This is a genomic window from Brachybacterium halotolerans (assembly GCF_016623465.1).
GTDB lineage: Bacteria > Actinomycetota > Actinomycetes > Actinomycetales > Dermabacteraceae > Brachybacterium > Brachybacterium halotolerans.
In genome coordinates, this window is the sequence record NZ_JAEDAJ010000002.1 from 437,953 (window position 1) to 452,144 (window position 14,192).

9 protein-coding genes are annotated in these 14,192 nt (G+C 73.7%); 4 read left to right on the forward strand and 5 right to left on the reverse strand.

Annotation, left to right across the window (positions count from 1 at the left end; translation table 11 throughout):
• Nucleotides 1-115 precede the first annotated feature (115 nt).
• Nucleotides 116-2,176 (reverse strand): NAD(+) synthase, encoded by a 2,061-nt coding sequence (locus tag I8D64_RS06095; protein WP_200501706.1) that lies wholly within the window; start codon nucleotides 2,174-2,176, stop codon nucleotides 116-118.
• 488 nt (nucleotides 2,177-2,664) lie between these two features.
• Between I8D64_RS06095 and I8D64_RS06100 the strand changes: the two genes are divergently transcribed.
• Nucleotides 2,665-3,822: an ABC transporter ATP-binding protein gene (locus I8D64_RS06100; RefSeq protein ID WP_343068456.1), complete on the forward strand. Its 1,158-nt coding sequence runs from the start codon at nucleotides 2,665-2,667 to the stop codon at nucleotides 3,820-3,822.
• A 5-nt stretch (nucleotides 3,823-3,827) separates the two neighbouring features.
• Nucleotides 3,828-5,006, forward strand: a complete 1,179-nt coding sequence (locus I8D64_RS06105) for an ABC transporter permease (protein ID WP_200501708.1) — start codon at nucleotides 3,828-3,830, stop codon at nucleotides 5,004-5,006.
• A 77-nt stretch (nucleotides 5,007-5,083) separates the two neighbouring features.
• Here the strand turns inward: I8D64_RS06105 and I8D64_RS06110 are convergent, their stop codons facing one another.
• Nucleotides 5,084-6,898, reverse strand: a complete 1,815-nt coding sequence (locus I8D64_RS06110; protein WP_200501611.1) for a hypothetical protein — start codon at nucleotides 6,896-6,898, stop codon at nucleotides 5,084-5,086.
• Nucleotides 6,899-6,908: 10 nt separating this feature from the next.
• Nucleotides 6,909-7,502, reverse strand: coding sequence for a recombination mediator RecR (gene recR, locus I8D64_RS06115; protein WP_200501612.1), 594 nt, complete (start codon nucleotides 7,500-7,502; stop codon nucleotides 6,909-6,911).
• Nucleotides 7,503-7,610: 108 nt separating this feature from the next.
• Between recR and I8D64_RS06120 the strand changes: the two genes are divergently transcribed.
• On the forward strand, nucleotides 7,611-8,129 hold the full coding sequence (locus tag I8D64_RS06120; protein ID WP_200501613.1) for a GyrI-like domain-containing protein: 519 nt from the start codon (nucleotides 7,611-7,613) through the stop codon (nucleotides 8,127-8,129).
• 9 nt (nucleotides 8,130-8,138) lie between these two features.
• Here the strand turns inward: I8D64_RS06120 and I8D64_RS06125 are convergent, their stop codons facing one another.
• Together I8D64_RS06125 and I8D64_RS06130 are read right to left on the reverse strand one after the other, a co-directional pair.
• Entirely contained in the window at nucleotides 8,139-11,660 is a 3,522-nt protein-coding gene (locus tag I8D64_RS06125; RefSeq protein WP_200501614.1) for a DNA polymerase III subunit gamma and tau, read from the reverse strand.
• Between the two features lie 112 nt (nucleotides 11,661-11,772).
• Nucleotides 11,773-12,366, reverse strand: a complete 594-nt coding sequence (locus tag I8D64_RS06130; RefSeq protein ID WP_200501615.1) for a TetR/AcrR family transcriptional regulator C-terminal domain-containing protein — start codon at nucleotides 12,364-12,366, stop codon at nucleotides 11,773-11,775.
• Nucleotides 12,367-12,604: 238 nt separating this feature from the next.
• On the opposite strand from I8D64_RS06130, the gene I8D64_RS06135 reads away from it, so the two are divergent.
• Entirely contained in the window at nucleotides 12,605-14,074 is a 1,470-nt protein-coding gene (locus I8D64_RS06135) for an MFS transporter (protein WP_200501616.1), read from the forward strand.
• Nucleotides 14,075-14,192: the final 118 nt, after the last annotated feature.

The window sequence follows — 14,192 nt, forward strand, 5'->3', positions numbered from 1 at the left end:
CGGTGCGCGCGGCACCGGCTGACACGCTCACGATAATCGTTCGCATTAAAGCGGGACGACGAGAGGCACCGAATGTGGCGCACAGAACGCGACGACCCGGCCGGGCCGCCCGCCGTCAGTCCACGGGGACGTCCCGCTCGAGCTCGGCGAGCCAGGCGCGGCCGCTCACGTCCGAGGGCATCCGCCAGTCGCCGCGCGGGGACAGCGAGCCGCCCGCGAGGACCTTCGGACCGTTGGGCACCGCGGAGCGCTTGAACTGGTTGCTGAAGAAGCGGCGGACGAACACCGTCAGCCAGTGCTTGATCTCCGCCCGCGTATAGGCGCGGCGGTCCTCCTCGGGATAGCCGACCGGCCACTCGCCCGCCTCCACGTCCCCCCAGGCCTGGTGGGCCAGGTAGGCGATCTTCCCGGGGCCGTAGCCGCGGCGCAGCATGTGGTAGAGCGTGAAGTCGTGGAGGGCGTAGGGGCCGATGGAGTCCTCGGTGGACTGCGCCTTCTCGCCCTCCGCGTGCGGAATCAGCTCGGGGGTGATCTCGGTGTCGAGCACCGCCTGCAGGACGTCGCCCGTGCGCTCGTCGAAGATGCCCTCGCGGATGACCCAGCGGATGAGGTGCTGCATGAGGGTCTTGGGGACGCCCGAGTTCACCGTGTAGTGGCTCATCTGGTCGCCCACCCCGTAGGTGCACCAGCCCAGAGCCAGCTCCGAGAGGTCGCCGGTGCCCACCACGATCCCGCCGTGGTGGTTGGCCAGGCGGAACAGGTAGTCGTAGCGCATGCCGGCCTGGACGTTCTCGAAGGTCACGTCGTACACGGGCTCGCCGTCGCCCGCGGGATGGCCCATGTCCTTGAGCATCTGGGTGCACGCGGGGCGGATGTCGATCGTCTCGAAGCTCGCGCCGAGGGCCTCGGCCAGCAGCTCGGCGTTGGAGCGGGTGCGCTCGGTGGTCGCGAAGCCCGGCATGGTGTACGCGAGGATCTCGGAGCGATCGCGGCCCAGCAGGTCCATCGCCCGCGCGCACACGATGAGCGCGTGCGTGGAGTCCAGGCCGCCGGAGACACCGATGACCGGCTTGGTGCCGCCGGCCTTGTCGCCGCCGATCGCGCGCAGGCGCTGGACGAGCCCCGCGACCTGGATGCTGTAGGCCTCAAAGCAGTCCTGCGCGAGGCGCGAGGGGTCATCGGGCACGAAGGGGAAGCGGTGCAGGGGCCGACGGACGGGGCCGGTGGCGACGGGTGCCTCGATCCCGAGCCCCTCGCGGTGGGTGGTGAACTGCCCGCTCGTGCCGACCGTCCGGCGGTTGTCGTCGAAGGTGCCCTGGCGGCGGCGCTCGGCGACGATCCGATCCAGGTCGATGTCCACGATCGTCGCCGCCGTGCCCTGCGGGAAGCGCTCGGACTCCCCCAGCAGGTCACCGCACTCGTAGGCGAAGGTCTGCCCGTCCCAGGCGAGGTCCGTCGTGGACTCGCCCTCGCCGGCGGCCGCGTAGACGTAGGCGGCCTGGCAGCGGGCGGATGCGCTCCGTGCGAGCAGCTTGCGGTCCTCTGCGCGACCGATCGTGATCGGCGAACCCGAGAGGTTCACGAGCAGCGTGGCGCCGGCGAGCGCGGCCTCCGCCGAGGGCGGCACCGGCACCCACATGTCCTCGCAGATCTCCACGTGCAGGACGAGGCCCGGGACGTCCGCGACGTCCACGAGCTGGCGCACGCCGAACGGGACGTCGGCCCCTGCCTCACCCGCTCCCCGCAGCGTGATGCGCTCGCCGACCACATCGTCGCCGGGTGCGTACCAGCGGCGCTCGTAGAACTCGCGGTAGGTGGGCAGGTTCGCCTTGGGCACGGCGCCGAGGATCCGGCCTCGATGGATCATCACCGCCGCGTTGAAGACGCGCGAGCGCCAGCGCAGCGGCGCCCCGACCACGATCAGCGGCAGCAGCTCGCGACTGGCCTCGACGAGGGTCCCGAGCGCCTCTTCCACCGCGTCCAGCAGCGGATCCTGCAGCACCAGGTCGTCGAGCGAGTAGCCGGTGAGGCTCAGCTCGGGGAACACCGCCACCGCGACCTTCTGCTCGTCGAGATCCGCGAGCGCCTCCAGGTGACGCCGGGCGTTGGTCGCGGGATCCGCGAGCGCGACCGGCAGCGTCACCGCCGCGACCCGCGCGAAGCCGTGGTCGTAGATCGAGGTCGGCTGGCGGGTCGACGAGCCTGCCGGGCTGGTCGAGGCGGCGTCCGACGGGGTGCTGGCGCTGGTCTGCGAGGTCACGCGCCCAGCGTACCCAGGCGTCACGAGCGGTGCCGCTGCCGCTGACCACCCGGACTGCACGGCCGAGGGGCTCACGGCGGACGGAACTCGGCGAACGGCTCACGGCTCACGGCATGTCTGTCCTGGACGGGCTGATGGTGCGGAGCCGTGGCGATATCGCCACGACTCCGCACCATCAGCCCGTGCGCGACACGGACCGTCCGCATCGCCTGCCGCAGCGGCGCCGGCGGACGACGACGGCCCACCATCCACCGCCAGCCCGCCAGCCCACCGGACCGCCGCTGCCGCCGGGCGCGTCCGCCGGGCCTCCTTCACGCTTCCTCCCCAGCTCCTCCCCTGCTCGTGCCCTTCGAATTCGCAGGATCCCCGTGACGGCGGTCTCCCCACCTGCTTGGATCGAAGGCGTGAGCACCTCATTGCCCTCGTTCGAGCCGCCGACCGGCGACTCCCCGCCACCGACCGACGATCCCGTGCGTCAGCCGCCGGTCTCCGGCACCATCCCGTCGGGCCCCGACGGCGCCGTCCCGTCGGCCCACGATCGCTCCCGTCCCCCGTACCCGCAGCACCCTGCCGCGCCGAGGTCGCCGCAGCAGCCGGGCGACGCCTCGGCCATCCCGCCGGCGATCATCGCGGCGGGCGTCTCGCGGTCCTTCGGGGCCGTGCACGCGGTGCGCGGGCTGAGCTTCACCGCGCAGGCGGGATCGGTGACCGCACTGGTGGGCCCCAACGGGTGCGGGAAGTCCACGCTCATGCTCATGCTCGCGGCGCTGCTCGCGCCCGATGCCGGCCACATCCGCATCGGCGGCGTCGACCCGGCGCAGAACCCGACGGCCGTGAAGGCGATGGTGGGCTGGATGCCCGATCAGTTCGGCGCCTGGGACTCGCTGCGCGTGCGGGAGGTCCTCGAGGTCATCGGCTCCTCGTACTTCCTTCCGCGCGAGGTCGCCCGCGGGCGCATCGAGCGCCTGCTGGACGAGCTCGACCTGCGGTCCCTGGCCGAGCAGCGCGCCCATGTGCTCTCCCGCGGGCAGAAGCAGCGACTGGGACTGGCTCGGGCGCTCATCCACGAGCCGCGCGTGCTGATCCTCGACGAGCCGGCATCGGGGCTCGACCCGGCGGCCCGGCGCCGCCTGCGCGACGTGCTGCGCTCCCGTGCGGAGGCCGGGGTGTGCGTGCTGATCTCGAGCCACATCCTCTCCGAGCTCGAGGAGATGGCCGACTCCGTGGTGCTCATGGACCGCGGGGAGGTCGTGGACTCCTCGAGCCTGCGCGATCTCGCCCACCGGCCCCGCACCTGGCGCATCGAGGGGCTCTCGGCCGGTGCGCTGCGCGCGGCGCTGACGGCCCTGAACGTCCACGGCACCGAGGTGCGCGAGGGCGAGCGGACCACGAGCGGCCACGCCGAGGCGCTCATGGCCCTGCCCGACGAGGCGACCGCCGCGCGGCTGCTGCGCGACCTGGTCGCCCAGGACGCGCAGGTCGTCGGCTTCTCCCCCACCACCGGCCGTCTCGAGGCCGCGTATCTGCGCACAGACGCTGCACGACGGGAGGGATCCCTGTGAGCACTATGGCCCCGCCTCCCGCGCACCAGCCCTCGTCCCAGCCGTCGTCCCAGTCCTCGTCCCAGCCGTCGTCGGCCCCTCCGCCCGATCCCGGCGTGCGCCCGCGCCGCTCCGCCTGGGCGGCCACCCCGCGCGGCGTCGCGCTGATGGCCGGGCTCGAGCTGCGCCAGAAGGTACGCTCCGTGCGCTGGTACATCGCGCTCGCAGTGTGGTTCGTTGTGCTCACCGGCACGAGCGCGCTCGTGCTGGGCGCGTTCTGGCTGAACACGCAGGCCTTCGGGGACATGGAGGGGGTCTCGCGGGTCGTCTACTCGCTGATCGTGCTGTTCCTCGTGTTCGCGATGATGCTCGTGCTGCCCGCGCTGAGCGCCGGCGCGATCAACGGCGAGCGCAGCACCGGGACCCTCGCGATACTGCAGGTCTCGCTGCTCACGCCGATGGAGATCGCGCTGGGCAAGCTCGCGGCCGGCTGGGTGACGGGCCTGGCCTTCGTCGCCGCCGCGCTGCCGGCCCTGCTGCCCGCGGCGCTGATCGGCCAGATCCCCCCGCTGTACGTGCTGCGCGTGCTCGCGATGATCGCGGCGATCGCCCTGTGCATCACCGCCGTCGGCATCGGGTTGTCCGCGCTCGCCTCGAGGCAGCTGGGCTCCGTGGTCCTCGCCTATCTGGTGGTGCTCGGCACCACCTTCGTGCTGCCGATCATCTGGGGCGCGAGCTCGGTGCTGCTCGTCCAGCATCGCGAGGTCACCATCTACGAGCAATCCTACGACGCCGAGAGCGACCAGGTCGGCCAGTGCGTCACCCGCCAGCAGCAGCGCGACGTGGTGCGCACGGACATCCCGCTCGTCCTCATGTGGCCGAACCCGATGGTGCTCGTCGCGGACATGGCGCCGTCGCTCGACCTCGACCGCTCGGGCATGGACCCCGCGTCGTTCGACATGCTGAGCACGATCTCGCTGGGCATCCGCTACGCCGCCGATCCCACGCATCCCTCGAACTTCAACGAGTGCTACGACGACGAGTCGCCCGGCTACCCGGCGGATCTGGGCAGCCCGCAGGATCATCCCGTCTGGCCGATGGGCCTGGGCATGTGGGTGCTCGCCGGAGCCGGCGGACTCGCCTTCACGGTGCGGCGCCTGGCGACGCCCCAGCGCCGCATGGGACGCGGCGAACGCATCGCCTGATCCGCAGGTCGGGCGATCCAGCGGTCAGGTGGTCGGGCCGCCCGACGGGCCGACGTCCCCGCCCGACCCCGGCGCGCTCAGCGCTCGCGCAGCTCGGTGGTCGAGCCCGGGATGGCGTGTCCGGGGGCCTGCCTCCTGCCGCCACCGGGGGTCGGTGCACCATCCTCGGCCCCGAAGTCCGGGAGGCCGACGGGCTCATCGCCCACTCCCGGTGCGCCGTGCGCGCCGGAGCCCGTCGGCCCCGCGCTCCCAGCACCACCGGGCCCGCCCGACCCGGCCGACCCGGAGTGTCCCGCCGCCCCGTCCGGATCGGGGCCGACGGGCTCGAGGCCGTACTCGCCGACCTCGGCGCGCCGGCGTCGACGGATCTCGGCGATCACCACCGGGTCGTCCGCCCGGTCGGCGCGGGTGCCGAACAGCGGGGCGACCATCGCCCACGGGGTGCGCCGGCGCATGTACGCCCCGGCCCGCCCGTAGACCACGTAGCGCAGGTGACGGCGCATGGCCCAGGTGCCCGCGACGCCCACGAACGGGACCAGCACGAGCACGTCGAGCACGAGCCACACCCATCCCACGGCGGTGAGCGCGCCCGCGAGCGCCAGCGTCATGCCCAGCACGACCACCGCGATCAGCACCACCCCTGCCTGCGCGAGGCCCGTGCGGGTCGCGACGGCGCCCTCCCACGGGTTCACGGCCACCCGATCCGACCAGACCGGATGGGTGCGCAGGTCGGTGACGCGACCGCGCAGGGAACGGCTGGTGCGGATCGCCGCGAACGGGGCGAGGCCCAGTCCCAGCGCGGTGAGGGCTCCCAGCGGGACGGAGATCACGAGCAGCTGCCAGGGAAGCTGCGCGGGCGCCTGCTGCTGCCAGCTGCTGACCGAGCTCAGGCGGGAGAACAGCACGACCACGTCGGTGATCGCGAAGACGATCCACGCTAGCCCCAGCCCGGCGGGGACCACCCACAGGCACCAGCCGCGCGCGGTCACGCGCAGGGCGCGCAGCACCGATGCGGGCCCGAACTCCTCGCGATGAGGCGGGAGATGGCGGCGATCCTGCGCGCGCAGGCGCCCGGCGGCCTCGCGTCGCTCGTCGCGCGGCCCGATCATGACCGTGCGCTCGAGCTCGCCGGGCGAGGGCACGCCCAGCAGACGGGGCGCGGAGAGCACGCGCCGCAGGATGGTCTGGGCGATCAGGCACAGGCCGATCCCCATGGCCAGCGAGCTGAGGGCACCCGCGCTGAGTCCTCTCCACTGCAGCGGCGCCTGCACCACCACGGCGAGGACCAGCAGGGCGATCACCGCGTAGGCGGGGGCGAGCAGCGGCAGCGCGGCGCGCAGGGAGACCGCCCGCTGGAAGGCCGTCTCGTCCAGCAGCTCGCGGGGACGGATCCTGCCCGCCCATGCCGCGGAGGCCGAGAGCAGCAGCAGGGAGAGGGCGGTCGCCAGCAGGGGCAGTCCAAGGAAGGCGAACAGGAGCCCGCCGCCGCTGAAGCCCATCATCACGGTGGTCTGGCGCAGCAGGGAGGAGTCCGCGATCGCGGCGAGCAGCGAGAGCAGCCAGAAGGTGGGCGAGGTGCCCAGCACGTAGAGCGCGACGAGGCACAGCCACAGGGGCCAGAGCACGAGGGCCGCCGCCCAGCTGCGCCGGACCAGGCGCCGCAGCAGGTCGCGCCGGGAGTCCAGCAGGTACTCCTCGGGCAGCACGGACGCGGGGTCCGTCGGCGGCACGCGGCGCGGCTCGGGCAGGCGCAGCAGCGGCGGGCGGCCACCGGCCGTGGGGGACCAGGAGGCGTTCGGGGCGCCGGAGGGATCCGGCGCGGGAAGCGGCACAGGGTGCGAGGCAGGTGGGGAGTACGAGGGGTGCGGGGGATGCGAGGGCGGCTGGGTCATCGCTGCGCCCTCACACGCTCTGGCGCCCCAGGAAGGCGCGCCCCAGGGTGAGCTCGTCGGCGTAGTCGAGGTCGCCGCCGACGGGCAGCCCGGAGGCGAGGCGGGTGACGGTGATGTCCATGGAGCCGAGCAGGCGCGAGAGGTAGGCGCTGGTGGCCTCGCCCTCCACGTTCGGGTCCAGGGCGAGGATGACCTCCTCGGTCTCGCCGCTGCCCAGGCGCTTCATGAGCTCGGCGATGCGCAGGTCGTTGGGGCCGACGCCGCCGATCGGGTCGATCGCGCCGCCGAGCACGTGGTAGCGGCCCTTGAACTCGCGGATCCGCTCGATGGCGACGATGTCCTTGGACTCCTCGACCACGCAGATCACGGCGTCGCTGCGGCGCGGGTCGGTGCAGATCCGGCAGCGCTCCTCGGCTGAGACGTTGCCGCAGATCTCGCAGAAGCGCACGGTCTCCTTGACGCGGATGAGCACGTCGGCGAGCGTGCGCACGGACTGCTCGTCGGCGTCCAGGAGATGGAACGCGATGCGCTGCGCGGATTTGGGACCGATCCCGGGCAGCTTGCCGAGCTGGTCGATCAGGTCCTGGACGATGCCTTCGTACACCCTGCCACTCTAGGCGAGGGGGCCGACGTCCCAGGGCATGCACGCCCCGCGTTCGCGAGGGGCCGATCACGCGGCTACCGTGGGCGCAGGATCGACGAAGGAGCCGCGATGTCCCTGCCCGCCCCGTACGACGCCGACGCCCCGGTGACCGAGCTGCGCATCGCGGAAGCGCCCGTGGTGCGCACCGTGGTGGTCTCTCGCGAGGACTTCCCCGTGTTCAAACTGCCGCAGCTGATGGACGGCGTGTTCTCGCATCTCGCGGGTGCGCTCGCGGAGCGCGGGATCCACCCGACGGGCGCCGCGTTCGCCCTGCACCACCGCTTCCCCGTGGACACGGCCGACCTCGAGGTCGGCTTCCCCGTCGACGGCCTGCTCGAGGGCCCGCTCGAGCTGCCGAGCGGCTTCACCGCACAGGCCTCGAGCCTGCCCACGGGCCGCGTGGCGATGCTCAGCCATCTGGGCGGGTACGGCGCGCTGGGCGATGCGTGGGGCGCGTTCATGGAGGCGGTCGGCGAGGCGGGCGAGCAGTCGCGCTTCCCGATCTGGGAGCTCTACGTGTCCAACCCCGCGGAGACGAAGGATCCGTCCACGCTGCGCACGGACCTGTTCTCGCTGCTCGAGGAGTAGCGGCGGGCCTCACCGGGTCTCGTCGATGATCTCCAGGACCTTCCCGCCCAGCACGGTCTCGGCGATCTCGCGTCCGCTGCGCGTGGCGACCTGCCCGGCGTCCACGTCCTCGTCGTACCAGGTGGCGCCGCCCGTGGGGTCCTCGTCCTGAGCATCGGGCTCGGGCGGTGCCTCGGCAGCGGAGCCGCGGCGCTGCACGGGCTGACTGCGGGAGGCGAGCACGGCTTCGCGCGCGAGCGCGGCGCCCGTCGAGCGGGTCGCCGGGGCGGGAGCTGCCGAGGACGCCGAGGCGGCGGACTGTGCGGACGGGGCGGGGGCCGACGGCGCGGAGGCCGGTGCAGCCGACGCCGCGGCCGGCGGGGCCGGCGGGGCGGACGCCGACGAGGCCGACGCCGCCGAAGGAGCCGGGGCAGCGGAGGTCGCGGACCCAGCGGGAGGGGCGACCGAGGACAGAGCCGAGGACCAGTCCGCGTCGGGCGATGCCGAGGGCGCAGACGGTGCAGACGGTGCAGCGACCGGATCGGGTTCCGGAGCGGAGGCCTCGCCCACCACTGGGGGCTGCGCGTCGTCTCCCCTGCCGCTGATGCCACTGTCGCTGGTGCCGCCAGCGCCGTCGTCGCCACCGATGTTGTCGCCACCGCTCCCATCGCTCGCGCTGTCGCTCTCCCCGCCGACGGGCGGGAGGGAGCGGACGGGGCGCCCGGACTCGATCGCCTTCTTCAGCGCGGCCTGCCCGTGGGTGCGCGGGACGTCGCCGGAGAGCGCGTCACGGCCCTCGTCATGGACCTCGAGCACCTCACCGGTCGGCGCGGGGCTGGTCTCCGCGGCGTCGTGCGCGGTCGCGTCCGGCACCGATGCGTCCTGCGCGTCGGCACTCCCCTGCGCGGGGGAACCGCCCGACGGGGCTGACGACGTCCCCGCGGTCTCGGGCCCCGGCGTCCCGGGAGCCGCGGTCTCGCGTGCCGAGGCGGGTCGCGCCATGGGCCGATCGGCAGGGCCGGGTGCGAAGGAGTCCCGCGGGTCGGGCGGGTAGGAGTCCTCGGGCTCGGGCGGATAGGGGTCGTCGTCGGGCTCCGGCGGGAAGTCGTCATGCGGCGCCGCGTCGCCCCACGGGGCGGTTCCGCCACGCGGCGCCCGGCCACCGGCTTCGGCGGCGGGACGATTCTGCGGCGCGGCCTGCGGTGAGGACTGGGCGGAAGGCTGCGATGACGCCTGCGGGCGCGCCGGGGACCCCTGCGATCGCGGATCCTGCCGCCCGGGCGCATCCGCGCCACGAGGAGCGTTCTGCCCCTCGCCCTGCGCACCCCGCGGAGTCGGGGCGGCGGTTGCGCCCGACGCTCCCCCGCCGGGAGCACTGGCTGCGCCGCCCGATCCGCTGCCACCGGAGGGACCGTTGCCGCTGGCAGGGCCGTCGCCGCCGGCGGGGCCGCTGCCACCGCCCGAGCCGCCGGAAGGGCCGTCGTCCGAGGGGTTCTCGTCGAGCACCGCCTCCACGGTGATGTCCTGGTGCATGATCTTCCGCACCGCCTGCGCGAGGTTCTCCGCACCGGTGCCGCGCCCGAAGGCGCTGAGCAGGCCGCCGGAGCGGAAGGAGATCGTCAGCTTCCCGCCGCTCAGGTCGGCGACGTGCGCGTGCTGTGAGACGAGCGCCCACGAGGGCCGACGGATCTGCTGCAGCGCGTCGAGGATCGCCGACCAGTGCTCACGGACCTCCTGCGCACCACCGCCGGATGCGGGCTGCGCCGCCTGGTCGGGCTGGCCGTCAGCGCCCTGGGCAGGAGCGGACGGCTGCGTGGGCGCCGCCTCCGGCTGCGGTGCGTCCGATCCGGGCGCCTCGACGGGTCGGGTGTCAGTCGTCGCGCTCCCGGGGATCGCCGCGACAGGGCCCCAGTCGTCGTCGGCCGCGGGCGCGGACTGCTCGCCCGGAGCACCGGCGGATGCGCCGGACTCGGGCTGGGTCTTCTCCGCCCCCTGCGCGGTCGACGCGGCCGTGGGCGCGGGCTGCGCGGAGCGTGCGGACGACGGCTCGTCCACCGCCGGGCGCGGAGGCTGCTCCGCCGCCGGGCGCGAGGACTCAGGTGCCGGAGCGGGAGCAGCGGCCGGAGCAGGCGCGGCCGACGCCGCGCTCGCGCTGCGACCCTGCCCCGAGGTGGAGTGCTGCTGGGCGATCCTGCGGGCCTCCTCGCGGCCGGACCCGGCCTGCGTCCCGCCGGCCTGTGCGCCGCGGCCCTGTCCCTCACCGGCCTGCGCGTTCCCGCCCGCGTTCGGCAGCGCGGCGCGCGCCGCAGCGGCCCCGCTGCGTCCTGCGGGCGCTCCGCCGGTCGCTCCCGCACCGGCAGCACCCGACCCGGGGGCTCCGGGGCCGGAAGCTCCGGCTCCGCCCGGCGCACCGCCGGGGGCGGCACCGGCGACGGGGGCCGCGGCGACCTGCTGGCCGCGCAGCAGCAGCCGCGCCGCGAGCAGCTCGAGGTGCAGACGCGGACTGGTCGCACCGGACATGGTGCTGAGCGCCTGGTTCACGAGATCGCCGCTGAGGGAGAGGTCCGCGACGGGGAACCAGCCGACCTGCTCGCGCATGCGCTCGAGCTCGGCGTCGGGGACCTCGGGCAGCAGCTCGTGGCCGCGCTCCGGGACCGCCGCGAGCACGATGAGGTCGCGCAGGCGCTCCAGCAGATCCTCGACGAAGCGGCGCGGCTCGTGGCCGGTCTCCAGGACCCGCTCGATCGCCCGGTAGAGGGTCCCGGCGTCGCGCTGGCCGATCGCGGTGATCGCCTCGTCCAGCAGGGAGGTGTCGGTGAAGCCGAGCAGGCTGATCGCCGTCTCGTAGTCCACGCCGTCCTCGCCGGCGCCGGCCATCAGCTGGTCGAGCACCGACATGGTGTCGCGCGCGGAGCCGCCGCCCGCGCGCACCACGAGCGGCAGCACGCCCTCGCCGACCTGCACGCCCTCGGCCGCGCAGACCTGCTCGAGGTACGGGGTGAGGATCTGCGGCGGGATCAGCCGGAACGGGTAGTGGTGGGTGCGCGAGCGGATGGTGCCGATGACCTTGTCCGGCTCGGTGGTCGCGAACACGAACTTCACGTGCTCGGGCGGCTCCTCGACGAGCTTCAGCAGCGCGTTGAACCCGGCCGAGGTCACCATGTGCGCCTCGTCGATGATGAAGACCTTGTACCGGTCGCGCGCGGGCGCGAAGGTCGCGCGCTCGCGCAGCTCGCGGGCGTCGTCCACGCCGCCGTGGCTCGCGGCGTCGATCTCGACCACGTCGAGGCTGCCGGGGCCGTTGCGCGCGAGGTCGCGGCACGAGTCGCACTCGCCGCACGGGGTGTCCGTCGGCCCCTGCTCGCAGTTCAGGCAGCGCGCGAGGATGCGGGCCGATGTCGTCTTGCCGCAGCCGCGCGGCCCCGAGAACAGGTAGGCATGGCCCACCCGGCCGTTGCGCAGGGCGCGCATGAGCGGCACGGTGACGTGGTCCTGGCCGATGACCTCGGCGAAGGACTCAGGGCGGTAGCGACGGTACAGAGCGGTGACCACCCGACAAGGCTAACGGGGTGGTGGGACGTGCGGGACCGCTGTGGGCGACGGCGCCATGGGGAGGACCCGCGGGCCCCGCCCGTCGGCCCGGGCCCGGCCGTCGGCCCCGGCACTACGGCAGCAGACCCTCCAGCAGGAGGTCCAGGCCCAGCAGGTAGCGCTCCTCGACGTCGCCCTCGGCCATCGTCCCCATCAGGGAGGTGACGAGTGGGAACGGGTTCTCGCCGCCGCTCTCCAGGTGCGCGCGGACGCGTGTGGTCCAGGCCTCCATCTCCGGCGCCGTGCGGGTGCGGAAGAGCCAGTTCTCGTAGACGTCGGCCGCCGTGTAGAGGAGCAGGCGATCCACCGCCCACATCGCCCGACGGGACCCGATCCCCGCGTCGAGCAGCCGTCCCAGCAGCACCTCGAGGTCCTCGAAGTCGCCGATCCCCGAGGGCACCGCCGCGAAGTCCAGGCGCGCGATGTCCCCGTGGGCGGTGAGCACCCGGTGCATGCGCAGATAGTGCTCGTGGAGGTCCGCGCGGAGATCACCGGTGTCGGGCACGGGCCCCACCTCCTCGCTGACCCGGCCGTGGGCGAGGGCCAGCAGGTCCTCCCTGCTGCGCACGTGCTGGTAGAGGCTCGAAGCGGTCACGCCCAGGTCGGAGGCGAGACGGCGCATGGTCACCGCGTCGGTCCCGTCCACGTCGATGATGCGCAGGGTCACATCGATGATCTGCTCGGCGTCCAGGACCCGCCGCGACCTGGGCGGACGCGGCGGCCTCGGAGGCGGGCCGGGGGTCCGCGGCGGGAGTGGGAACTGACGACGATCCATGGGTCCGACTTTACCCCTTGCGCCGAACACCGTTCAGGAGTAGAACACTGTTCGTCGTTTCCGAACAGTGTTCGGCTGCGGATGAACAGCGTTCTCCAACGGCCGACCCCACCCCTTCCAGGAGCCCCTCATGACCACTTCGCCCCTCACCGACTCCGCGGTCGCCGCACCGCCCTCCACCGCTCCGCCGATCCCCCGCTCGTCCTGGCTCGCCCTCGTCGTGATCCTGGTGGCGGAGATGCTCGACGGGCTCGACGCCCTCATCACGTCCATCGGCGGCCCGGCGCTGCTGGCCGACCTCGACGGCGGCCCCGCCCTGCTGCAGTGGACGGCCGCCGCCTACACCCTGTCCATGGCCTCCGGACTGCTGATCGGCGGGCGCCTCGGCGACATGTTCGGCAAGCGCCGCCTGTTCCTGATCGGCATGGTCGGCTTCACGCTCGGCTCGCTGCTGTCGGCCTGCGCTCCCGTCGCCTGGGTGCTCATCCTGGGGCGCGTGCTCCAGGGCCTGCTCGGCGCGCTCATGCTCCCGCAGGGCATGGGCATGATCCGCACCCTGTTCCCCGGGGAGCACGCGGCGAAGGCCTTCGGCCTGTTCGGCCCGATGATGATGGTCGCCGGCATCGGCGGCCCGATTCTCGCGGGCGTCCTCATGGACCTCGATCCCTTCGGCCTCAGCTGGCGCTCCCTGTTCGCGGTCAACGTGATCCCCTGCGTGCTCGCGATCGTCGCGGGCCTGCGCCTGCTCCCGCGCGAGTCCTCCACCCGCTCCCTCAGCCTGGACTGGACGGGCGCCGTGCTCAGCGCGGCCGGGATGGCCGCGATCGTCTACCCGCTGGTCGAGGGCCGCGAGCTCGGATGGCCGGCCTGGACCCTCGTCGTGCTCGCGGGCGGCGTGGCGCTGCTCGGCGTGTTCCTCGTCCAGCAGCGTCGGCGCTCGCGCGCCGGCCGCGACGCCCTGGTCGAGCCCAGCCTGTTCCGCAACCGCACCTTCCTCGCCGGCCTCGCGATCATGCTCGTGTTCTTCGGCGGCACGGGGGCGATCGGCATGATCACGGCCCTGTTCCTGCAGATGGGGCTCGGGATGAGCCCGCTGCTCACCTCGATCGTCACCATCTCCGAGGCGCTCGGGATGATGCTGGGCATGGCCGCGGCGGCGAAGCTCGGCGGCACGCGCCGCACGATGGCGATCGGCATGGTGATCGCGGCGCTCGGCCAGCTGCTCACGCTGCTCGGCATCTCGGCCCAGGGCACAACGGTCGACGCCTGGCTGCTGACGCCGATGATGCTGATCGCCGGGATCGGCATCGGCATCGCGATGGGGCCGACGTTCTCCATCATCATCACCGGCGTCTCCGATGCCGAGGCCGGCTCGGCCTCCGGCGCCCTGACCTCGGTGCAGCAGATCTCCACCGCCCTGGGCGTCTCGACGCTGGGCTCGCTCTTCTTCGCGATCGCCTCCGGCTCCGCCTCCCCGGTACTGGGTTTCGCCCACGGTCTCGAGGCCGCGCTCGCGATCAACGTGGTGCTGATCCTGCTGGCGATGGGCCTGCTGCGCTTCCTCCCGCAGCGCGCCGCGGAGGACGCCGAGGACATCTGAGCCCGAGGAACCGCCCCGGGGCGCCGGGCCGACGCGCCGGGCCGACGCGTCGGCCCGACGCCCCGTCCGGTCGTGCGCGCAGTCCCTGGAGGAGAAAGCGCCCCTGCACCTCGTCCAG